This is a genomic window from Streptomyces sp. NPDC006925 (genome assembly GCF_042869575.1).
Classification (GTDB): domain Bacteria; phylum Actinomycetota; class Actinomycetes; order Streptomycetales; family Streptomycetaceae; genus Streptomyces.
Genome location: NZ_JBIAGB010000028.1, coordinates 1 through 21731, shown reverse-complemented (window position 1 = coordinate 21731; position 21731 = coordinate 1). Strand labels below are relative to the sequence as shown.

Sequence of the window (21731 nt, the reverse complement as noted above, 5' to 3'; positions counted from 1 at the left end):
GGAAGGGTGATTGGCGAGGCTGCCACCCGCCTCAATCGGCCTTGCGGTGCACCCTCGCGATCCACTCGGCGGGTTCGGCGATCTCCGCCTTCGTCGGAAGGGTGTTCGGTGACGTCCACACACGGTTGAAACCCTCCATGCCCACCTCATCCACCACAGTGCGCACGAACCGCTCCCCGTCCCGGTACTGCCGCAGCTTCGCGTCCAGGCCCAGCAGCTTGCGCAGCGCAAGGTCGAGCCGTCCGGCACCGGCGGCCCGGCGCTTCTGGAACTTCTCCCGGATCTCGGTGACGGTCGGGACGACCTGCGGGCCCACACCGTCCATCACGTAGTCGGCGTGCCCCTCCAGCAGCGACATGACGGCGGTCAGCCGGCCCAGCACCTCGCGCTGCGCCGGGGTCTGCACCAGTTCCACCAGACCGGGCCGCTCCTCCGCGGCGTCCTCCGCGCCGCTCTCGCCCGACCTGCCGCCGGCCAGCGACTGGACGGCCTCCCGGAGCCGCTCCACCAGCGTCGAGGGGTCGATGTCGGTCTGCTCCAGGAAGGACTGGATCTCCATCCGCAGGTGGTCACGCAGCCAGGGCACCGCCGTGAACTGGGTGCGGTGCGTCTCCTCGTGCAGGCACACCCACAGCCGGAAGTCGTGCGGATCGACCTCCAGCTCGCGCTCCACGTGCACGATGTTCGGCGCCACCAGCAGCAGCCGGCCGCCGCCGTCGGCGCCCCCCGGCAGGTCGCGGCCGGCGGGCGCGAACGTCTCGTACTGGCCCAGCACCCGCGAGGAGAGGAAGGACAGCAGCATGCCGACCTCCACCCCGGTGACCTTGCCGCCGACCGCGCCGAGGACGGCCCCGCCGGGGACGCCGGCGCGGCGCTCGGCCACCTTGGCCAGCAGCGGGGAGAGCAGCTCCCGGAATCCGGCGACGTTGGCCCGCACCCAGCCGGGCCGGTCCACCACCAGGACGGGCGTGTCCCCCGCCTCGGCGTCGGCGGGGGCCAGCCGGGTGAAGGCGCGTACATGTTCCTCGGAGACCTTCGCGTGCCGCCGCAGCTCGGCGACGATGCCGCGGGCCTCCTCCCTGCTGACTTCCGGCCCCGGCCGTCCGAGCCGGGTCGCGGTCGTGACCGCGAGATTCCAGTCGACCATCTGCACACCACCGAGGCTCGTCATTCTTTCACCGTACGTGCAGCGCGCGCGGGGCGGGAGGAGAGCGCGAGGAGCACGCGCCGCCCGGGGATCAGCCCGCCGAGGGCGAATCCCGGCAGCCGCAGTTGGCCAGGGCCGAGGCGAGCCGGTCCAGGGACTGCTGGGCCGCGTCCCGCGCGGCGGCTCCCGTCGTCATGAACGCGAAGGCCAGCATCCGGCCGTCCGCGTCGACGACGGTGCCGGCCAGTGTGTTCACTCCGGTCAGGGTGCCGGTCTTGGCCCGCACCAGCCCCGCGCCGGGCTCGCCGCGCTCGCCGCCGTACCGGCTGCCGAGGGTGCCGGTGAACCGGGCGACGGGCAGCCCGGTGAGGACGGTGCGCAGCGCGGGCCGGTCCGGATCGGCCGCGAGGGTGAGCAGCCGGGTGAGCAGTGCCGGGGAGACCCGGTCCGCGCGGTCGAGGCCGCTGCCGTCCGCGAAGCGGGCGCCCTTCAGGGGCAGCCCGAGCCGGTCGAGGGTGTGCCGTACGGCGCGGCCCGCGCCGCGGAAGTCGGCGGGCTCGCCCGCGGCGAGCGCCGTCTGGCGCGCGAGGGCCTCGGCGAGGTCGTTGTCGCTGTGGGTGAGCATCCGCTCGACCAGCGCGCCGAGCGGCGCCGAGCGGTGCACGGCCAGCTCGGTGGCCTGCTTCCCCGCGGTGCGCTCCCGGGGTGCGCCCTCGACGGTGACGCCCTTGTCCTCGAGCGCGTCGGCGAACGCGTCGGCCGCCTCCCGGGCGGGGTCGGCGGCGCGCGGGGCCGGGCCGTGGTCGCTGCCGTCCGTGCGGCCTTCCTCGACCATCAGCGGGGTGACCCGGGCCAGGTTCTCGTTGGGCCCGATGACGTGCCGCTCGGTGCCGGTGTAGCGGGAGGTGTCGTACCGGAGCCGGACCGTGTGCGTGTCGCTCCCGTCCAGGGCCCGGGCGGTCCGCGCGGCCAGCGCCGTCAGGTCCTTCCCGGTGAGCGTGGGGTCGCCGCCGCCGACGAGGGTGACCCGGTCGTCCTCGCGGACCGCGCGGGTGGCGATGCGGTACGTCTCGCCGCGCGCGGTCAGCGCCGCGACGGCGGTGGCCAGCTTGATCGTGGAGGCGGGGGCCGAGACCGCCCGGGCGTCCCGGGAGAACAGCTGCCGTCCGGTGACGGCGTCCACGACGGAGGCGTGCCGGACGGCGCCGAGCGAGCCGTCCTCGATCAGCGGCTCCAGCGTGTCGGCGAGGGCCGAGGCGGTGGGCGGCGGCATCTGCTCCGGCCGGTTGTCGCCGCGGCCGGAGCCCTGCGGGCCGCCCTCGCCCGCGCCCTGTTCCGGGACGGGGCCGGCCGCGGCGAGCACCTGGGGGGCGGCGGGGGGTCCGGAGGGGCGACCGGGGGTGCCGGGGGTGTGGTCCGCGCCACTTCCGCGTTCCTGGCGGGCCGCCCGGACCCGCTCGGCCGTACGCTGACCCGAGTCCCACGGCCCCGCCGCGGCCACCGCCAGCAGCGCGGCCACGAGCCCCAGCGCGGTGGAGGCGGCGGTGAACCGGACCGTCAGCCGCTGCTGCGGAGAGGCCGCCCGCCAACGACGCCGGGCCCCGTCGACTGCGGCGTCCACCGCGGCGCGCCCGCGCGCGTTCGCGCGTAGGGCGGTCGTACGAGCGTGTGCCGCGAGGGCGCGCACACGGGGCGCGACGGTCCGGGTGTGCGCCGCCACCGAACGGGCCGCGCGGAGGCCGGAGCGGTATGCCCGGTTCGCGGTGCCACGCACCTTCGATCCGGTGTCATGCACCTCGACCAGCCCCTTTCGCGAGCACACATGTGCGTGGGGGACACTTAATCACCAGACTGGAGTTCTTCTGGGGGACGGCCCCCAGGGCACACGAGTGCTGATCTCATCATGATCTATACGGAGGAGCCTCCCTTGGAGTTCGACGTCACCATCGAGATCCCGAAGGGCTCGCGGAACAAGTACGAGGTGGACCACGAGACGGGCCGCATCCGCCTCGACCGGCACCTGTTCACCTCGACCGTGTACCCGGCGGACTACGGCTTCGTCGACGGCACCCTGGGCGAGGACGGTGACCCGCTCGACGCGCTCGTGCTGCTGGAGGAGCCCACCTTCCCCGGGTGCATCATCAAGTGCCGCGCCATCGGGATGTTCCGGATGACCGACGAGGCGGGCGGCGACGACAAGCTGCTGTGCGTCCCCTCCTCGGACCCGCGGATGGAGCACCTGCGCGACATCCACCACGTGAGCGAGTTCGACCGGCTGGAGATCCAGCACTTCTTCGAGGTCTACAAGGACCTGGAGCCCGGCAAGTCGGTCGAGGGCGCCGACTGGGTGGGCCGCGCCGAGGCCGAGGCCGAGGTCGAGGCGTCCATCAAGCGGCTGGCCGCCGAGGGCGGGCACTGAGAACCGTTTCTGCACGGGGCTGCGCCGCTGCCCCCGTTCGGGTGACGGAGGGGCTGCCCGGCCGCCGAGCGGCCCCTCCGCTGCTCAGAAGCCCCGGGTGCGCTTGGCGGCGCGGCGGCCGGGCAGCGGCGTCTCCTGGCCCGGGGTCTTGATGAAGAGGCGGGCCAGCTCGCCGCCCAGGTTGACCCCGATGGCGATGGCCAGGGCCAGCGCGCCGGCCGTGGCCAGGTGCTCGAACCCCTTGTTGACGTCGCCCTGGGCGATGTTCAGCAGCCCGAAGTAGGTGTTGCTACCCGGCAGCAGCGGCCCGATCGCCGCCGTGATGTACGGCAGCGACGAGGCGAACTGGTACCGGGAGAGCAGTTGGCCGAACAGGCCGACGAGCCCGGCGGCCACCACGGTGGCCGGGACCGGTGTGACGTCGGCCTTGGTCAGCACACCGAAGATCAGCCAGGCGACGCCCCCGTTCATGGTGGCCAGCACCACGGTGTGGCGCTCCTGCTGGAGCAGCACGCAGAACGCCAGCGCCAGCAGCATGGCGGCCAGCAGCTGGGTGAGCGGCCGGTCGCTGTGGTGCACGATGTCGGGCGTCAGCCGAGCGTTCAGCCGGGCGCCCACGTACAGCACCATCAGCACCCCGCAGACGATGCCGACGATGAGGTAGATGACCTCCAGCAGCCGGGCGGCGGCGGTGATGTAGAAGCCGGTGAGTCCGTCGTGCACGGCCGCGACCAGCGCCCGCCCCGGGATCAGCGCGAAGAGGCCACCGGTGATCACCGCGGACGCCTGGATGCGGGTGTCGGTGTGCTGGGCGAGCAGCGCGACGCCCACGCCCATCCCGGCCGGGGGCATGGCGGCGGCCGCGAACTGGTAGAACTCCGGCAGTCCGCGCCCGGCGCACAGCCAGGCCAGCCGGTCGCCGAGCATGGCGCCGAACGCGGCCAGCACGAAGACCAGCCCGTCGCCGCCCACCAGCAGCGAGGCCGCGCCGGACAGGGAGCCGCTGGCCACGGTCAGCGCCCACTTGGTGTAGGGGTGCCGGTTGCGGCGCATCTCCGCAAGCCGCCGGTAGGCCTCCTCCAGCGACACCTCGCCCTGGGTGATGTCGGCGACGAGCGCGAAGACGGCCGACAGCCGGGTGTAGTCGGTGCCGCGTCTGCGGACGGTCCTGCTGAGCGTGACCGGGTCGTCCACCAGCGAGGGCTGGTGGGTGATGGACAGCAGGGTGAAGGTGACCTCGGGTTCGGTGCGGTCGAGTCCGTAGGCGTGCGCGACGCCGAACATGGCCGCCTCCACGTCCTCGGCGCCCTCCCCGCCCGCGAGCAGCAGCTCGCCGATCCGGAGCGTCAGGTCGAGGACACGGGGAACGGGGGGTCCGCTCTCCGTGCCCTCGTCGCCGCGCGGGGAGCGCTCGGGCACCGGACGCTCGGCGAGCGGCATCCGGACCATGGAGCGCATCCGGTCCTGCCAGGGCGAGCCCGGCTTGGCCAGCGGCCCGACGACGGGGATGCCGTCGGGCGGTGTGAAGGCGCTGCCGGGATCGTAGGACAGCGGGCTGACCAACCCCTCCGGGATGGTGAACTCGGAGGTCGGGTGCTCCTCCTCCGGGACGGGGGGAAGCGGCACGCCCAAGGGCGCCGTGAAGGCGCTGCGTGATTCGTCGGACGCCGGTTTGGTGTCGTCCGGCTCACCACCCTGCTCCGCGGCGTCGCCGTTTCCCCGGGGCTGCCCCACCACTTTCTGTGCGCTCCTTACCCTCTCGCGCCTGATGCGCGTTACGTCTCAAGTTTCCAGCAGTGCCACACGACCGACGTGGTGTCCAACGGAAATGGTTCCACGAACCGGAAGCGTGCTACCTCACAGTGGAGCATGAGAAGTGATCCTCTCCCCAAAGGTCCCCCTGTACAGGGGAATTAAAAGTGAGAGAACACGAGGGAAGGGGGTGCGGAGGGGGCTCAGGAGGCGGAAGAACCGTCCTCGCCCCGCTCCGCGCCTACTGCGTTTGCCCCGCGTGCGCGGGCGCGGTCACGTTCGGCTGCTTCGTTGGCCGCGATCGCGTCCCGCAGGTACCGGGCCAGCCCCGGCCGGATCGCGTCATAGGTCGCGGTGAAGCGCTCGTCCTGGACGTACATCTCGCCGAGCCTGCTGTGCATCCCGTGGTCGCACGGGTAGCTGGTCCGGGAGATGAACAGCCGGTGCCGCTCGGCCAGATCGGTCACTCCGGGTGCGTCCGGAGGGTCCCCGGCCGCCATCCGGTCGGCGACCGCGCGGTGGATCCCGTCCAGCTCCCGCGTGAGCGCCTTCCAGTCCTCCTTGGTGCGGGAGGCGGCGCGGCGCTGCGACTCCCGGTACGCCTCGGTACTGCCCCAGCGGTGCTCCGCCTCCTCGGCGTGCGCCTCCGGATCGAAGTCCCCGAAGACCTCGAACCGCTCCTCGGGGGTGAGACTGATGCCCATTCTCCGTGCCTCCATGGCGCGTTCCACGGCGGTGGCCATCTCCGTGAGCCGACCGATCCGCGCCGTCAGCACGGCGTGCTGCCGGCGCAGCAGGTCGATCGGGTCCGCAGCGGGGTCGTCCAGCAGGACGGCGACCTCCTCCAGCGGGAAGCCCAGTTCCCGGTGGAAGAGGATCTGCTGCAGCCGGTCCAGGTCGGCATCGGTGTAGCGCCGGTGTCCGGCCGCCGTGCGCTCCCCGGGGACCAGCAGTCCGATCTCGTCGTAGTGGTGCAGGGTGCGCACCGTGATCCCCGCGAGAGCGGCGACCTGCCCGACGGAGTGGCTCATATCCGCCTCCTCGTTGGCTTGCGGCATCCACGGTGCTCCCTCACGTCACGTGAGGTGCAAGCCGTTCTTCCGGGCCCCGCTGCCCGGAGCTCCGGCGACCGGTTCGCAGCGGCCGCCGCGCCTGCGACCGGTTCGGAAGGGGCGCCGTCGCGGCGACCGGCTCAGAACGGGCGCCGGTCCGTCAGGACGCTGAGGTCCCGCTCGCCCTCGCCCGCCATCACGAAGGAGCCGCCCTCCAGCCGGGCGATCAGGTCGCGGGCCCACGCCGCGTCGCTCTCGGCGGTGTGCACCCACAGCTTCATGATCTCCCCGATGTGGCCCCACTCCGGCGGAGCACCGCCGTCCGGGGTCCAGTTCGAGGTGACCTCGTCGCGCCAGGACTCCAGCGCGGCGACCCGCTCCTCCAGCAGCGCGACGGCCTCGGCACGGGGCAGGTCCACGAGGAACCCGACGGCGGAGGTGAGCAGCTCCTGCTTCTCCCGGGTGGCGGTCAGCGCGTGCCGCAGCAGCCGGAAGAACTCCGCCTCACCCGCCGGGGTGATCTCGTACTCGGTGCGCGGCGGACCGCCCGCGGTGCTGGGGGCGATGTCGTGGGCGAGCAGCAGGTCCTGCTTGGCGAGCTGCTTGAGCGCGTGGTAGATCGATCCGGGCTTGGCCGCCGACCACTCGTGCGCGCCCCAGAACTCCAGATCGTTGCGGACCTGGTAGCCGTGCGCCCGCCCCCGCAGGCGCACGTCCCCCAGCACCAGCAGCCGGATCGCCGACATCGCTCCCTGCCCCAGTCACACCGCCGTGGTTCTGTCAAGCACCACCCTATGCGGGTTCGCCGGGGCGGGGGCGGCGGGATCAGTCCTGCGCGGTGTCGCCCCCACCGGGTGCGCCGCCGAAGGCCGACCAGTCCGGCTCGGGCATCGCACCCGTCTCGAACACGAGGTCGAAGGCACCCTTGCCGTCGAGGGTCTCGCGGATGATGTCGGCGTGCCCCGCGTGCCGCGCGTACTCCTCGATCAGGTGCAGCAGGCCCCAGCGCCAGGAGAACTCCCCGCCCTTGTCCCAGGGCGCGGGCGGCACGACGAAGGTCTCGTCCAGCGAGCCGAGCCCGGCGACGGCCCGCTCGGTCTCGGCGCCGACCCGCTCGCTCTCGGCGAGCAGCACCTCGACGGTCTGCGCCTCGCCGGGGGTGAAGCTGGTCTCCCACTCCGCGCGCTTGACCTCCTCACCGGCCTCGATCCCGCGGAAGGTGCGCAGCCAGCTCGTCTCCATCACGGTCACATGCTTCAGGACGCCGGCCACCGACAGTTCGCTGGCCGCGGGGGTGCTGCGGGCCTGCTCCTCGGTCAGCCCGTGCAGGGCCCGGCGGATGCCGCCGCGCTGCGCCTCCAGGAACGCCAGCAGGGCTCCGCGCTCGTCACCGGGGGTCTCTGCCTGGACGACTACCGGCATGCTGCTCGCCACCTCTCGGGTCGGTCCGGGGCCTCTCCCCGGCCGGTGAACACAAGCTATGCGGCCTCGCGGACAGGCTCTGTCCTCGTTCGCGCGCGCGAGGGGCGTGGGAATTCCGGTCGCCGCCGACCCCGGCATGGGCGAGGGGGCCGCGGCGGCACGGCGGGGCACACGGCTCGGCGAGGGCGCCGCTCGGCCCGGCCCCACGTGGGGCCGGGCCGAGCGGATCAGAACGGGAACTCGCTGCGCTCCCGCTGGATGGAGACCCAGCGGGTGGTGGTGAACGCCTCCACCACCTGCGGTCCGTTCAGCCTGCCGAGGCCCGAGAGCTTCTCGCCGCCGTACGGCACGATCGGCTCGTCGGCGACCGTGGAGTCGTTCACGTGCACCATGCCCGCCTCGATCCGGCGGGCGACGGCGACACCGCGCTCGATGTCCGCCGTGTGCACCGCGCCGGCGAGTCCGTAGGGGGTGTCGTTGGCGACCCGTACCGCGTCCTCCTCGCCGTCCGCGCCGATGATCAGCGCGACCGGTCCGAAGATCTCCTCGTGCCGCAGCGGGGAGTCCGCCGGCAGGTCCCCCAGCACGCTGGGCGAGACGAGGTTGCCGTCCGCCGAACCGTGCAGCAGCGCCGTGGCGCCCTCGGAGAGGGCCTGCTCGACGATGGCCGTCACCCGCTCCGCCTGACGGGAGTTGATCAGCGGACCGATGTGGGTCTCCGGCTTCGCCGGGTCCCCCACCACCAGCCTGCCGACCCGGTCCACGAACTTCTCGGTGAACTCCCGCTCCAGGCTGCGGTCCACGATGATCCGGTTGGCCGCCATGCACAGTTGGCCCTGGTTGACGAAGCGGCTGTAGACGGCGGCGTCCACGGCGTAGTCCACATCGGCGTCGTCCAGCACCACCAGGCCGCTGTTGGAGCCGAGCTGCAGTATCACCCGCTTGAAGCTGCGGCCGGCGACGGTGGCCACATGGCGGCCGACGCGGTCGGAGCCGGTGAAGGAGATGACCTTCGGCACCGGGTGCTCGATCAGCGTGTCGCCGATCTCCGCACTGTCGGTGATCACGACGTTCACCAGCCCCGGCGGCAGCCCGGCGTCCTCCAGCACCTTGGCGACCAGCGTGCCCCCGCACACCGGGGTCGACTGGTGCGGCTTGAGGACCGTCGCGTTGCCCAGCGCCAGCGCGGGCGCCACGGACTTGACCGCCAGCAGGAACGGGTAGTTGAAGGGGGAGATGACCCCCACGACCCCCACCGGGTCCCGGTAGACGCGGTTCTCCTTGCCGGGCACCGAGGAGGGCAGGATCTCCCCGAGCGGGTTGAGCGAGAGCTGGAGCGCCTCCCGGAAGAACTCCTTCACCATGTGGATCTCGAAGGCCGCCTTGTGCCGGGTGCCGCCCAGCTCGGCGATGATGGCCTCGGTGATCTGCGGCTCGCTCTCCTCGATGACCCGGATCGCCCGCTCGAAGACCCGTCTGCGGGTGTACGGGTTGGTGGCAGCCCAGTCGCGCTGCGCGCGTTCGGCCGCGCGATACGCCTCGTCCACCTCGTCGCGCGTGGCGACGGTGATGGAGGCGAGCTTCTCCCCGTTGTACGGGTTGAAGTCGATGATGTCCCAGGAGCCGGAGCCGGGACGCCACTCGCCGTCTATGCACTGGAGTGCCAGGTCCGTGAAGTAGGCCATGCCATTCCTTCGGGGGGTTGAAGGAGATGCTGCTGCTTGGTCATCGTACCGACGTGTCACAGGAGTTGGCGGATTCGCCACAGGTGATCCCGGGTGTCTTCGGGAGAAAGGCTGATATCCACCAGTCGCCGCAGTGCCTGGTCGTACTGTGCCACCTCATCCCGTTTGTCCAGGTACAGGGCACTGGTGAGCTGTTCGAGATAGACGATGTCGTTGAGGTCGGACTCCGGGAAGCGCAGCAGGGTGAAGGCGCCGGCCTCGGCGGCGTGCCCACCGACGGCGAACGGGACCACATGCAGGTGAACGTTGGGCTGGTGGGAGACCTCCACGAGGTGGGCGAGCTGGGCCTCCATGACGGCCGTCGAGCCGAACGGCCGGTGCAGCGCGGCCTCGTCCAGCAGGCAGACCAGCTGCGGGGCGCTCTCGCCGAGGAGGAGCTTCTGCCGTTCCAGCCGGAGCGCGACGCGGCGCTCGGCATCCTCCTCGGCCAGCGGGGTGCGGTGACCGGCGGCGACCACGGCCCGGGCGTATTCGCCGGTCTGCAGGAGGCCGTGCACGAACTGGACCTCGAACGTGCTGATGTGCGAGGCGGCGCCCTCCAGCCCGACGTAGGTCTGGAACCAGCCGGGCAGCACGTCGCTGAAGTTGTGCCACCAGCCGGCGACACTGGAGTCCCTGGCCAGCCCCAGGAGGGGTGCGCGCTCGGCGTCGTCGGTGACGCCGTAGAGCGTGAGGAGGTCCTCCACGTCGCGGGCCTTGAAGCTGACCCGGCCCAGCTCCATCCGGCTGATCTTGGACTCGGAGGCCCGGATCGAGTATCCGGCGGCCTCGCGGGTGACGCCCCGGGCTTCGCGCAATCTCCTGAGCTGCGATCCGAGCAGGATACGCCGGACCATCGAGCCGCTGGAGCTGTTCACTCCCTTCGCCGCTCCGATGTCGCTCCCTGCCGATTCTGCTGCCATTCCGATCAGCCCTCCACCCCTGCTTGAAGGGAAGTGTGCCATCCCCGCGCTCCGTTGCGTGCGCAGCCGATTACACACGATCGAAAGTCTCTCGTGCACGTGCATCTGCCCTTGCATCTGCTGTGAGCATTGGGAACCATGGGGAGGGCACAAGTGGACTCGCCGGTACGCAAGTTGGCCGCGTGGGTTGCGCTGTGGCGCCCGCACCAGACGGAGTAGCACGGCCGACAGGATCCGCACAGGATCGACACTGCCGCTGACGCCAGGAGTGGCCCTTGTTGGGGACCGAAGGATCGACGGTGCTGGAGCCCTTAAGTGAGGGGCTCCGTACGCCGGATGCCGCCTCGGTCTCCGGATCCGCTTCCTGCGCGCTCCCGCCGCGCTACGAAGCGGTCTCCAGTGCCCGGAACTTCACCCGCAGCACGCTCCGGTACTGGGACCTCGCAGAGAAGTTCGACGACGTGGCGCTGGTGGTCTCCGAACTGGTGACCAACGCCATGCGGCACGGCCTCACCCCCGGCGCCGATCACGGGGCGGCGTCGGGGGACGAGGGCGACCCGCCGGTCCGGCTGCATCTGATGCGCTGGTCGGCCCGGCTGGTCTGTGCCGTACGGGACCCCAGCGACCAGCCCCCCGATGTGACGGCCGTGCGGGACGCCGCCGCACACCGGGGGGCGCACGGGGGATGCGACGACCGCGGGACACCCGCCGGCCTTCACGACCGGTCGGCGCTCGCGGACTCCATGGAGTACGGGGGCTCCATGGATCGAGGGGGTGCCTCGGCTCTCGGGGCCCCTCTTGAACCCGGGAGGCCCCTCGGATCCGAGGGGCCTCCCGGACACGGGGGACACGGGGGCGCCGTGGAAGCCGCTGACGCGTTCGCCGCGTGCGACGCGTCGGGCGTCTCGTACTCCGAGGACGCGGAGTTCGAGACGCCCGGCTTCACGGCGGAGTCGGGCCGCGGCCTGCGCCTGGTCGACTCCTTCAGCGACGCCTGGGGCTGGCACCCGCTCTCGGGCCCGCTCGCCGGGAAGATCGTCTGGGCGCTCTTCCGGACCGGGCGCGAGGCACCGGTCCTCGGCGAAGCGCCGGCCTTCGGCGAAGCGCCGGCCTTCGGCGAAGCGCCGGCCTTCGGCGGAATGCCGGTCGTCAGCGGGCTGTCAGGTCGTCGAACTCACCGTCCTTGACGCCGAGGATCATCGCCTCCAGTTCGGCGGACGTGTAGACGAGCGCGGGCCCGTCGGGGAAGCGCGAGTTGCGCATGGCGATCTCCCCGTTGGGCAGCTTGGCGAACTCCACGCAGGCTCCCTGCGAGTTGCTGAAGCGGCTCTTTCTCCACACGACCCCCTGGAGGTCCCTGGCTGCCATGCCGTTGAACGCGTCGGGCACTTGGAACTCCTGAGGTGGTCGAATGTGCAGGACCGGGTCGCGCAGCCGTGAACTGCCAACTTCCCGGGATCATAACTTCGTTCATGTACAGATGCATGTGCCGATGCACGTGCACGACCGCGGGTCGCAGGGCCGTCACAGCTGGTCAGACCCTTGACTTAAACTTAGCTTCAAGTTCTAGCGTCACGCCATGAGCATGGAGATGACGGCATGGCAGGCGCTCTACAACGCACGCCAGGCCCACCAGGACCAGCACCCCTTCTCCGCAGCCGCGATCGGCCGCATCGTCCGCTTCGCACACCGCCACCACCGCAGAATGCTCGCGTTCATGCTGCTCAGCAGCGTGCTCGCAGTCCTCACGGTGGCCACCCCGCTGCTCGCGGGCCGGGTGGTGACCGCGATCGACCAACAGGCCGCCGCAGGCACCGTGCTGGGACTGGCCGCTCTGATCGCGGCCATCGCCCTGGCGGAGGCAGGCGTCGGCCTTCTGACCCGCTGGCTGTCCGCGCGTGTCGGGGAGGGACTCATCCTCGATCTGCGTACCGCCGTCTACGACCATGTGCAGCGGATGCCGGTGGCCTTCTTCACCCGCACCCGCACCGGCGCCCTGGTGAGCCGCCTCAACAACGACGTCATCGGCGCCCAGCGCGCCTTCTCCTCCACCCTCTCGCAGGTCTTCAGCAACGTCGTCACCCTGCTGCTGACCCTGGTGGTGATGTTCAACCTGTCCTGGCGGATCACCCTGCTCGCGCTGGTGCTGCTGCCGCTGTTCGTCCTCCCGGCCCGGCGGATGGGGACCCGGCTCGCCCGGCTGGAGCGGGAGCGGGCCGACCACAACGCGCGGATGAGCACCCAGATGACCGAGCGCTTCTCCGCACCCGGCGCCACCCTGGTCAAGCTGTTCGGACGGCCGCGCGAGGAGTCCGAGGAGTTCGCCGCCCGCGCCGACCGGGTACGCGCCATCGGAGTGCGCACCGCCATGGTGCAGGAGATCTTCTTCACCGCGCTCACCCTGGTGGCGGCCCTCGCACTCGCCCTCGTCTACGGACTCGGCGGCTACTACGCACTGCGCGGCAGCCTGGAGCCGGGCGCCGTGGTCTCCCTCGCGCTCCTGCTCACCCGCCTGTACGCCCCGCTGACCGCGCTGGCCAGCGCCCGGGTCGCGGTCATGAGCGCCCTCGTCAGCTTCCAGCGGGTCTTCGAAGTCCTCGATCTCGAACCGCTGATCGAGGAGAAGCCGGACGCGGAAGACGTGCCCGCCGGTCCCGTCTCCGTCGAGTTCGACGACGTCCACTTCAGCTACCCCTCCCCCGACAAGGTCTCCCTCGCGTCCCTGGAGGAGGTCGCCACGCTCGACACCCGGGGCGGCGAGGAGGTGCTGCACGGCATCTCCTTCCGCGCCGAACCAGGACAGATGGTCGCCCTCGTGGGCTCCTCGGGCGCGGGCAAATCCACCCTCGCCTCGCTGCTCCCCCGCCTCTACGACGTGGACAGCGGCGCCGTCCGGCTCGGCGGGACGGACGTGCGCGACCTGAGCGCCGCCACGATCCGGCAGACCCTCGGCATGGTCACCCAGGACGGGCACCTCTTCCACGACACCATCCGCGCCAACCTGCTGCTTCCCCGGCCCGGAGCCACCGACGAAGAGCTGTGGTCCGCGCTGCGCCGGGCCCGCCTGGACGGGCTGGTCGCCTCCCTGCCCGACGGGCTGGACACCCTCGTCGGGGAACGCGGCTACCGGCTCTCCGGCGGTGAGCGGCAGCGGCTGACCATCGCCCGGCTGCTGCTCGCCCGGCCCCGCCTCGTCCTGCTGGACGAGGCGACGGCCCACCTGGACTCCACCTCCGAGGCCGCCGTACAGGAAGCGCTCGCCGAGGCACTGCAGGGCCGCACCTCCCTCGTGATCGCCCACCGGCTGTCCACCGTGCGGGCCGCCGACCGGATCCTCGTCCTGGAAGAGGGCCGCATCGTCGAGCAGGGCACCCACGAGGAGCTGCTGGCCGCGGGCGGCCGCTACGAGGAACTCCACCGCACGCAGTTCCTCGCGGGCGAGCACACCCCGGAGGCGCCGACCGCGGACGCACCCGGCAGGCCAAAAGCGGTTCCCCGCGGGTGAGCGCACCGCGGAGGCGCGCACCGCGGACACCGCCCGCCCCGGAAGCACCGCAGCGCACCCGGACACGGGCCGCGGCCCGCCCGCGTCACCCCCGCGGACGCGCTCGGCGGGCGCGCCCCCTCGCAGAGGCACAGGCTGAGCCGTGGACCGTCCCTCGGCTCCGTCACGCGGCGGTCCACTGGTACACGCCAGCCTGCCGGAAGGACACGAGCGCCATGAGCTGCTCCAGCCTTGAGTCTCTGACCCGCTGCTCCGTCGCCGTCGACCTGGGGGCGGCCAGGACCCGTGTGTACGCGAAGGGTGCGGGGCTCATCGTCGACCAGCCGTCGGCCGTCGCGGTGAACACCTACTCCGGCAGCCTGATCGCGGTCGGCCAGGCCGCGGAGCGGATGGCGGGGCGCACACCGCAGCACATCGAGGTCATCCGGCCGATCGCCAACGGCCACGTGGTGGACATCGAGATGGCCCGGCGGATGGTGCGGACCCTCATCGGCGAGCAGCTGCCCCGCCTCAAACGGCGCCGGACGATGCAGCGGGCCGTGGTCACCGTCCCGCACGACGCCGACCCCCTGACGCGCCGCGCAGCCGTCGAGACCCTCTCCGGGGTGGGGGCGCGCCACGTCGAACTGGTGGAGGCCCCGATCGCCGCGGCGATCGGCTCCGGACTCCCGGTCGTCCACCCCGAAGGGGCGATGGTGTTGCTGTGCGGGACGACCAGCACCCAGATCGCGGTGGTCTCACTGGGCGCCATCGTGGCGGCGGGCACGGTCGGCCTGGGCGGAGACACCATCCACCACTCCGTGGTGCAGTACCTGCGCAACCGGCACGAGCTGCTGCTGCCCAGCCAGGACGTCCGCCCGCTCCACCTGGCCCTGCTCGGCAGCGGCGGCGTCGGCACCGGCGTCTACACCGGGACCATCGAGGTACAGGGCCGGGACGTGGTCTCGGGCCTGGCCCGCACCGTCACCATCGACCCGGAGGAGGTGCGCGGCGCCATCCAGACCCCGCTCACCGGTCTCCTGGACACGATCCGGATCGTGCTGCACCGCTGCCCGCCCGACCTGGTGGCCGACCTCGCCGAGCACGGCATGGTGCTGGCGGGCGGCACCGCGCTGCTGCCGGGCCTCGCCGACCAGCTGCGGGAGCACACCGGGATGGCCGTCCAGGTGGCGGAGGAACCGGAGCTGTGCGCGGTCAACGGGCTCGCCGCGATGATGTCCGGCCGTATCGCCCCGCACCCGACCGGCTGGGACTCCTCGGCGGCCGAGGACGCGTCCGTCCCCGCAGGCGCCGGTGCGCTCGCCGGGGGCGCGGACGCGGTGCCGGTGCCGGGGCAGGACGTCGGCTAGCCGCCGACCGGGCGCCGCCGCTGCCCGGCCGGGCAGCGCACAGCAGCAGCCGAACCCGTCCGTCCACCGGTACGGCGAGCAGCCGGCACCGCCGGTACGGCGAGCGGCCGACAGGTCAGCTGCGGTACGGCTCAGGGGTTCAGATCGGGTCCGTGGCGGCGTCGTGCGGCGCATAGGGCCCGAACAGATCCACCAGCCGGGCGCGGCAACGCTGCAGCCTGTCCGCCATCACCGCAGCCACCGACCTGGTCATCGCCAAGCCCAGCGCTTTGTCCTCGTCGCACAGCACCCGGACCGTGAGGGCGTCGAACTCCAGGGCGCGGACGGGACTGTCCGCCTGGGCCGCGAGCGACCACACATACGGCTGGAACATCCAGGACCAGCCGAGCAGCTCCCCGTGCCGGACGTGGTCGATGGCCACGTCCCGGTGTCCCGGGATGTGCATGGCCAGGGTCGCCGAGCCGGTGTGCAGTATCCAGAACCGGTCGGCTCTCGAACCCTCCTCGAAGATCCGTTCCCCGGCGTCGAAGTGCACTTCGGACCCCAAGGAGCGCACCCGCTCTCGCTGCTCGGGTGTCAGCTCGCCGAGCAGTCCCGTCGTGGTCTGCATGGCCCACCCTCCCTTCCGGGAACGGAGCGACGTATTCCCACGTCACGGCCTTTTCACCGTACCTCTCCTCACTCGAACAGGCGAGCCGGGAGAGACGCGACGTACCGTCGGCAGTATGTGCAGAAGCATCCGGACCCTCCGTCCGCCCTACGCCGAGGCCGTCACCGAGCAGGACGTGCGCGCGGCCGCACTCCAGTACGTCCGCAAGGTGTCCGGATTCCGTGCCCCGGCAGCACACAACCAGGCCGCATTCGACCAGGCCGTCGAGCGGATCACCGCGGCGACCGAGGACCTCCTGGAGAGCCTGGTGGTCAAGGGCTCCCGGTGAGCGCCGGGCGCGCGTGTGAGCGCGGAAAGGCCGACGCGGCCGGGCGCGCGTGAGCGCGGAAAGGCCGACGCACGGGAGCGCCGGGCGTCCGCCCGGGCGCCGCTCAGCGCCGGGTGCCCGCCTCCTCGCGGCTCTCCAGCAGCCGCAGCAGCTCGCCCAGCGTCCGGGCGAGCCCGTCGCGCTCCTCCTCGCCGAGGCCCGCCAGCAGCGACCGCTCGAACGCCACCTGCTCCGGCAGGATCCGGTCCACCAGCTCGCGCCCCTGCGCGGTCAGGGAGAGATGCGCGACGCGGCGGTCCCGCGCATCCGCCCGCCGCGCGACCAGCCCCCGCTCCTCCAGCGTGCGGACCCGCTTGGTGACCGCCGTCCCCGAAGCGTAGGTCTCCCGCGCCAGCCGCCCCGGAGTCAGATCCCGGTCCTCGCGGCGCAGGGCGCTGAGGATGTCGAACTCGGGGCGCGAGAAGCCCTCCCGGGCCAGCGGCGCATCGGACGACTGCCGCAGCAGCGCCGCGCACCGGGTGAGGCGGCCGATCACCCCGATCGGCTCGGTGTCCAGGTCGGGCAGCACCTGCCGCCACTGTCCCAGGACCCGCGCGACGACGTCCCCCTCGGCCGTCCAGCCGTTCTCTCCCGCCGCTCCCGCTCCGTCGGCTCTTTCGCCGGGTGCGCCTTCCGCCGGCACGCGCTGCCCCTCTCACCCGAACTCGTCTCTCCCGTACACCGCCCAATTCTGCCGCCGGGGGTGGGAGCAGTACGGGAGCGGGGGGGGGGGGGGGGGGGGGGGGGGGGGGGGGGGGGGGGGGGGGGGGGGGGGGGGGGGGGGGGGGGCGGGGGGGCGGGGGGGGGGGGGGGGGGGGGGGGGGCGGGGGGGGGGGGGTGGCCGGCGCGGCCCCGGGCCCCGCCCCGGGCCCCCCCCCCCCCCCCCCCCCCCCCCCCCCCCCGGGGGGTGGCCGACGGCCCTGCGGATCCCGCCGGTGGCGGGGCCGCCGGCCGGCCACCGCGAGCAGGAGCCGGACGGACTCGCGGTCGGGTTCAGGCACCACTCCGGGTCGGTCCGGACCCGCCTCCGCAGGGAGGCGCCGTCAGGCTCGGCTCCACAAGGACGGCGCGTCCTGCGGGTTCCAGCCCGGCTGCGCGGTGTGGGCCTGGACGCAGCGGTAGGTCACTCCGTTGTAGGTGACCTGGTCGCCCACCCGGTACGCGGTGCCCGCGGCCCAGGTGCCCTGGTCGGGCGGGTCCGTCGGGCCACCGCCGCCGTTGGTGACGAGAGTGAGGCCGTACGCCTGGAGCGCCGGGTTGACCGGGTAGAAGAACGTGGTGCCGCCCGAGGTGCAGTCGCCGGAGCCACCCGAGGTCATGCCCTGAGCCTGGCTGCCGGAGATGAACGAGCCACCCGAGTCGCCCGGTTCCGCGCACACCGAGGTCCGCGTCACCCCGGAGACGGTGCCCTGCGGGTACGTGACGCTGGTGTTGCGCTGCTGGATCGTGCCGCAGTGCCAGCCGGTGGTCGAACCGGAGCGGCACACCGACGAGCCCACGGGTGCCTCGGTGGAGCCGGCCACCGTCACATCACCGCCGCCGTAGCCGTTGACCAGCGGACGCGGCGTCCAGGAAGAGTTCGCCGCGACCCAGGCGTAGTCGCGGCCGGGGAACGTCGAGCCCTGGAAGCTGCCCTGCGCCTGCTGGTTGTAGCCGGAGGTGGAGGTGCCAGGGGTGCCGCAGTGGCCCGCCGTCACGAATCCGCCCTGGCCGCCGCGGGTGACGGAGAAGCCGATGGAGCACCGGCCGCTGCCATTCATGTAGTAGGCGTCGCCACCGCGCAGGTCGGCCAGCGGGCGGGGCTCGGCGGTAGTGCGGCGCACCGTCACCGCTTCCCGGTCCACACCGGCCCGCTTCAGCAGCGCACGCGCCGCCGAGGTGCTGCGGGCCTCCACGACGACGTCGTTGCGGACGGTGTCGATGTACCAGACGGGGACGCCCTTCGGCGCGGAGCGGGCCGCCGCGCGGTCGAGGGCCTTCTGGACCCGGTCGAGCGCGCCGAGGTCCCGTGCGACGACCCGCGCGGTGGCGCCCGCCTCGCGGATGCGCGACAGCTCGGCCGCGTCCGTGGTCGCGACCGTCAACCGCCCGGCTGTCCGGCCGCTGACGTGGGCCCCGGCGAAACTGTCGCCGAGGGCGGTGCGCAGCGCCCGGGACGTGGCAGCGGCCGCTGCCTCGTTGCCGAGCCGGGTCTCGGCCTCGGACGCGGTGAGCCCGAGATCACGGCTCATCGCCCGCACCAGGTCGGGGTCGGGGGTCGCACCCTCGCCGCTGCCGCCGGAGGCGCGGGGCCCCTCGGCGGCAGCGGCGGGGGACGGCTCGCTCAGCCCGGCCAGCACCAGGCCCGCGACGGCCAGTACGGCGGCGGCAGCGGCGGCACCCTGCCGACGCACGGAACGGGATCCGGGTGGGAGGTTTCCGGAACTCGTGGGTCTCGCCATGGAGTTCTCCTCTGTGGGGCGCTCCCGGCGGGGACGGGGAGCGGGTTGGCGAAACCGTAGACCGGACCACCATTGGTCCGGACCTCTCATCTGTCCCCCTGCCACGGTGTTATGGCGCCGATGCCATGGTGCGGGCCTCCGCGGTGCGGGGGCGCCGCGTCGTGGTGCGGGCCGCCGCGTCATGGCGGTGCCCCTCCTCGCGGAGCTGCCCTCCGCACCGAGACCGCACGGCTGCCTCCCGGGCTCTCCGTGTCACGTCGGCGCCTGCCGCAGCCGGCGCCAGTGGACGTAGCTGGGGCTGAGCGCGGCGGCGCCGGCGTGCACGGCGCGGGCGTGCGCCAGGACGCTCTCCGCGGTTTCGGCAGCCGGTGTGTCCGGATACCAGCCCAGGACGTGCCGCCACATCAGCGGCGAGCCGAGCAGGGGGCGCGTCACCAGCCCGGGAGTCGGCGGAAACGTCGCCCGGCACAGGCCCACCGCCCGCCCCACCTGCACCAGGTGCACACAGGAGGCGGTGTCCGTCTCGTACACCGCCTCCGGGGTGAACCCCACCCGCGCGCAGGCCGCCGCGAAGCACTCGGCGAAACACCCGTCCCCCGGAACGTTGGTCCAGCACGCGTCCGCCAACTCCCCCAACGGCACCTCCTCGCAGGCCGCGAGCGGATGCCCCTCGGCCAGCATCACGAACACCGGATCCACCGCGACCTCCCGCCACACCACCGCCGCACCGCTCCCGTCGGTCGGCGGACGGCTCAGCCCGCACACCCCCGTCAGCGCGTAGTCGATCCGCCCCTCGGCCAGCAGCCCCGCCAGCTCGCGGGTCGACCACGAGGTGCACGTCGTCACCGACGCCGCAGGGCAGGCCGAGGCCAGCCGGTCCACCAGGCCGCCCAGCAGCGGCCCGTGCGTCCCGCCCAGCCGGAAGCGCATCCGCCGGTCCCGACCGGCCGCCCGCTTCCGGCTGAAGCTGCGCGCCTCCTCCTGGAGCTCCGCGACCGCGGGCACCAGCACCCGGGCCCGCTCCAGCACCAACTCCCCCAGCTCGGTGGGCCGCACCCCATGCGGACCCCGGACGAACAGCTCACCGCCCAGAGCCCGCTCCATCCGCTTGAGCTGCGCGCTCAGCGCCGGCTGCGCCAGCCCCAACCCGGTCGCGGCCCGCGTCAGGCTCCCCGCCTCGGCGATGGCCGAGACGACCTTGAGGTGTCGGAGTTCCAGGTCCATTCCCATACGGTGCGGCGCCCGCCGACCGCCGACAAGAGGGCGGCACCCGGCCTTTCCGACCCGACGGGGGACCGCGCTCCCGCGCTCTCCGAGAGGTGAGTACCGTTGTCACACTGCAAATGTTCCGGGGGAGAAAGAAGGGCACCCTATGGGCGCGACGGGCGGCCCCGGCACCGCACGGGCAGAAGTCGTGCGGCTGCCGCACGGAGACGGCCTGTGGGCGGTGCGCGCGGAAGGCAGCGTGACGGACGCCGACCACCCGGCGCTCCGCGCAGCCGTGCGCCCCGCGGCCGGCTGCACCGCCGTGGTGATCGACCTCGCCCTCGTCCCGCACGTGTCCCCGGCGGGCGTCCGCGCGCTGGCCGCCTGCGCGCGGACGCTCGCCGCCGACCGCCGCGCACTCCTGCTGGCCGCCCCGAACGAGCGGCTCCGCCGCGCACTCTCCGCGGAGGGGATTCTCACCGCGGAGGATGGACCCTCCGCGGGGAGTGGGCACTCCGCGGAGAATGGGCACTCCGCGGAGAATGGGCACTCCGCGGAGAATGGGCACTCCGCGGAGGGCAGCTCCTTCGCGGAAGGCCGTCCGGTCGTGGTCCGCTCCGTCGCGGAGGCGGCCGCGGGCCGCGTGGCGAGGGCGGCCGGCTCCGTCGCGGAGGCGACCGACGCCGCCGCGGGATGCGACAGGCCCGCCGCGCAGTCGGGCGCCGCGCCACCCGGACCACCCGCGTCCGCCGCGCCCACCACCCACCCGGCGGAGCATGCGCCTTCGCCGGGCGAACTCCTCCTGCTGCGCAAGGAGATACGTCACCTGCGGGCCAAAGCCCGCACCCACCCGCTGATCTCCCGCGCCCAGGGCATCCTGGAGGAACGCTACCGACTACCGGACGACCGGGCGGCGTTCTCCCTGCTGGAAGCCAGCTCGCAACGGTTCAACGTACGGCTCCGCACCCTCGCGACCGCGCTCGTCACCACACCGGGCCCCCGCTCCTACGACAGCGTGTGGTTCCCGGCCCGGGAGCGGCGCACCCCGCCACGGCTGGCCTTCGCGCCGGGGCTGCGGACGGCCTCCGCGAACACCGCGGAGGTACTCTCCGCGGTACTGCGCCGCAGCATGGAGATCGTCGGCACGGACATGGGCAACGTCCAGCTCGTCGACCCGGTCACCGGCGACCTGCGGATCGAGAAGCACCGCGGCCTGGACGAGGACTTCGTGGAGTTCTTCGACCGCGTCGGCAAGGACGGCACCGCCTGCGCGCAGGCCTCGCAGCACGTCGCCCGCGTCACCGTCACCGACGTGGCCACCGACCCCGTGTTCGAGGAACCCGCCCGGGAGGCGATCCTGGCCGCGGGCAGCCGCGGCTGCCACAGCACACCCCTGGTGAAGCACCCCTCGGACCTGCCCGAGGGAGTGGTCTCCACCCACCACGAACGCCCGGTGCGGGCGCTCTCCGCCGCGGAGGCCCGGGCCCTGGACGAGGTGGGGGCACAGTCCGCGGCGTGGCTGGAGTGGTACCGGCACACCGTCGTCCTCGACGCCCTGGAGGACCTCCACTTCGCAGGAAGCACCTGGCGCTGACCCCTCCGGGCCCCGCCCCCTCGCGGGGCACCCCCTGGTGGCGGCCCCGCGGCCTTGGTGAGGGCACGCGTCTTCGGCTGCCGCGGGTGGGTTCGCGCCTGGTGGGGGCACGCCCCCGTGGTTTTTCGGCTGCCGCCGAGAGGTCGTGTCGGGGGGGGGGGGGGGGGGGGGGGGGGGGGGGGGGGGGGGGGGGGGGGGGGGGGGGGGGGGGGGGGGGGGG

General features: G+C 73.2%; 18 protein-coding genes and 2 pseudogenes. 7 read left to right on the top strand and 13 right to left on the bottom strand.

Translation table 11 applies throughout. The annotated features are described in order from the left end of the window. Window positions 1-31: 31 nt before the first annotated feature. Entirely contained in the window at window positions 32-1171 is a 1140-nt protein-coding gene (locus ACFYNS_RS27540) for a zinc-dependent metalloprotease (protein ID WP_360296098.1), read from the bottom strand. Between the two features lie 67 nt (window positions 1172-1238). Continuing rightward, a complete protein-coding gene (gene dacB, locus ACFYNS_RS27535; RefSeq protein ID WP_388605541.1) occupies window positions 1239-2942 on the bottom strand; it encodes a D-alanyl-D-alanine carboxypeptidase/D-alanyl-D-alanine-endopeptidase in 1704 nt (567 codons plus the stop codon). A 132-nt stretch (window positions 2943-3074) separates the two neighbouring features. On the opposite strand from dacB, the gene ACFYNS_RS27530 reads away from it, so the two are divergent. After that, complete coding sequence (locus ACFYNS_RS27530) at window positions 3075-3566, top strand: inorganic diphosphatase (RefSeq protein WP_019355633.1); 492 nt, start codon at window positions 3075-3077, stop codon at window positions 3564-3566. Between the two features lie 84 nt (window positions 3567-3650). Here ACFYNS_RS27530 and ACFYNS_RS27525 read toward each other — a convergent pair whose 3' ends face one another. The 6 genes from ACFYNS_RS27525 to ACFYNS_RS27500 all read right to left on the bottom strand — a co-directional run bounded on the left by ACFYNS_RS27525 (window position 3651) and on the right by ACFYNS_RS27500 (window position 10439). Then, complete coding sequence (locus ACFYNS_RS27525) at window positions 3651-5303, bottom strand: threonine/serine exporter family protein (RefSeq protein ID WP_360296092.1); 1653 nt, start codon at window positions 5301-5303, stop codon at window positions 3651-3653. A gap of 218 nt (window positions 5304-5521) precedes the next feature. Continuing rightward, window positions 5522-6349, bottom strand: coding sequence for a MerR family transcriptional regulator (locus ACFYNS_RS27520; protein WP_388605540.1), 828 nt, complete (start codon window positions 6347-6349; stop codon window positions 5522-5524). Between the two features lie 161 nt (window positions 6350-6510). After that, a complete protein-coding gene (locus ACFYNS_RS27515; protein WP_360296086.1) occupies window positions 6511-7116 on the bottom strand; it encodes a PadR family transcriptional regulator in 606 nt (201 codons plus the stop codon). 79 nt (window positions 7117-7195) lie between these two features. Further along, window positions 7196-7792: a DinB family protein gene (locus ACFYNS_RS27510; RefSeq protein ID WP_360296083.1), complete on the bottom strand. Its 597-nt coding sequence runs from the start codon at window positions 7790-7792 to the stop codon at window positions 7196-7198. A 227-nt stretch (window positions 7793-8019) separates the two neighbouring features. Then, window positions 8020-9477: an aldehyde dehydrogenase family protein gene (locus ACFYNS_RS27505; protein WP_360296080.1), complete on the bottom strand. Its 1458-nt coding sequence runs from the start codon at window positions 9475-9477 to the stop codon at window positions 8020-8022. 56 nt (window positions 9478-9533) lie between these two features. After that, window positions 9534-10439: a helix-turn-helix transcriptional regulator gene (locus tag ACFYNS_RS27500; protein ID WP_360296077.1), complete on the bottom strand. Its 906-nt coding sequence runs from the start codon at window positions 10437-10439 to the stop codon at window positions 9534-9536. Window positions 10440-10717: 278 nt separating this feature from the next. On the opposite strand from ACFYNS_RS27500, the pseudogene ACFYNS_RS27495 reads away from it, so the two are divergent. Then, window positions 10718-11188 (top strand): annotated as a pseudogene (locus tag ACFYNS_RS27495) (ATP-binding protein); the annotation flags it as partial. A gap of 180 nt (window positions 11189-11368) precedes the next feature. Beyond that, window positions 11369-11626, top strand: a pseudogene (locus ACFYNS_RS27490) (ATP-binding protein); the annotation flags it as partial. Here ACFYNS_RS27490 and ACFYNS_RS27485 read toward each other — a convergent pair. Further along, complete coding sequence (locus tag ACFYNS_RS27485) at window positions 11589-11828, bottom strand: DUF397 domain-containing protein (protein WP_019355625.1); 240 nt, start codon at window positions 11826-11828, stop codon at window positions 11589-11591. The pseudogene ACFYNS_RS27490 and the gene ACFYNS_RS27485 sit on opposite strands and share 38 nt — an antisense overlap. Before the next feature lie 190 nt (window positions 11829-12018). On the opposite strand from ACFYNS_RS27485, the gene ACFYNS_RS27480 reads away from it, so the two are divergent. Then, window positions 12019-13944: an ABC transporter ATP-binding protein gene (locus tag ACFYNS_RS27480; RefSeq protein ID WP_360296074.1), complete on the top strand. Its 1926-nt coding sequence runs from the start codon at window positions 12019-12021 to the stop codon at window positions 13942-13944. Between the two features lie 215 nt (window positions 13945-14159). Beyond that, window positions 14160-15293, top strand: coding sequence for a rod shape-determining protein (locus tag ACFYNS_RS27475; protein WP_360296071.1), 1134 nt, complete (start codon window positions 14160-14162; stop codon window positions 15291-15293). A 139-nt stretch (window positions 15294-15432) separates the two neighbouring features. Here the strand turns inward: ACFYNS_RS27475 and ACFYNS_RS27470 are convergent, their stop codons facing one another. Next, complete coding sequence (locus ACFYNS_RS27470; protein ID WP_360296068.1) at window positions 15433-15903, bottom strand: cyclic nucleotide-binding domain-containing protein; 471 nt, start codon at window positions 15901-15903, stop codon at window positions 15433-15435. A 115-nt stretch (window positions 15904-16018) separates the two neighbouring features. Between ACFYNS_RS27470 and ACFYNS_RS27465 the strand changes: the two genes are divergently transcribed. Beyond that, a complete protein-coding gene (locus ACFYNS_RS27465; protein ID WP_019355620.1) occupies window positions 16019-16231 on the top strand; it encodes a DUF2277 domain-containing protein in 213 nt (70 codons plus the stop codon). A gap of 103 nt (window positions 16232-16334) precedes the next feature. On the opposite strand, the gene ACFYNS_RS27460 is transcribed toward ACFYNS_RS27465, so the two are convergent. The 3 genes from ACFYNS_RS27460 to ACFYNS_RS27450 all read right to left on the bottom strand — a co-directional run bounded on the left by ACFYNS_RS27460 (window position 16335) and on the right by ACFYNS_RS27450 (window position 19935). Then, on the bottom strand, window positions 16335-16913 hold the full coding sequence (locus ACFYNS_RS27460; RefSeq protein ID WP_388605539.1) for a MarR family winged helix-turn-helix transcriptional regulator: 579 nt from the start codon (window positions 16911-16913) through the stop codon (window positions 16335-16337). Between the two features lie 400 nt (window positions 16914-17313). Further along, window positions 17314-18711 (bottom strand): carbohydrate-binding protein, encoded by a 1398-nt coding sequence (locus tag ACFYNS_RS27455; RefSeq protein ID WP_388605538.1) that lies wholly within the window; start codon window positions 18709-18711, stop codon window positions 17314-17316. 252 nt (window positions 18712-18963) lie between these two features. Beyond that, window positions 18964-19935, bottom strand: a complete 972-nt coding sequence (locus tag ACFYNS_RS27450; RefSeq protein WP_360303651.1) for a LysR family transcriptional regulator — start codon at window positions 19933-19935, stop codon at window positions 18964-18966. A 148-nt stretch (window positions 19936-20083) separates the two neighbouring features. On the opposite strand from ACFYNS_RS27450, the gene ACFYNS_RS27445 reads away from it, so the two are divergent. Further along, window positions 20084-21511, top strand: a complete 1428-nt coding sequence (locus ACFYNS_RS27445; protein ID WP_388605537.1) for an ANTAR domain-containing protein — start codon at window positions 20084-20086, stop codon at window positions 21509-21511. The last annotated feature ends 220 nt before the right edge of the window (window positions 21512-21731 follow it).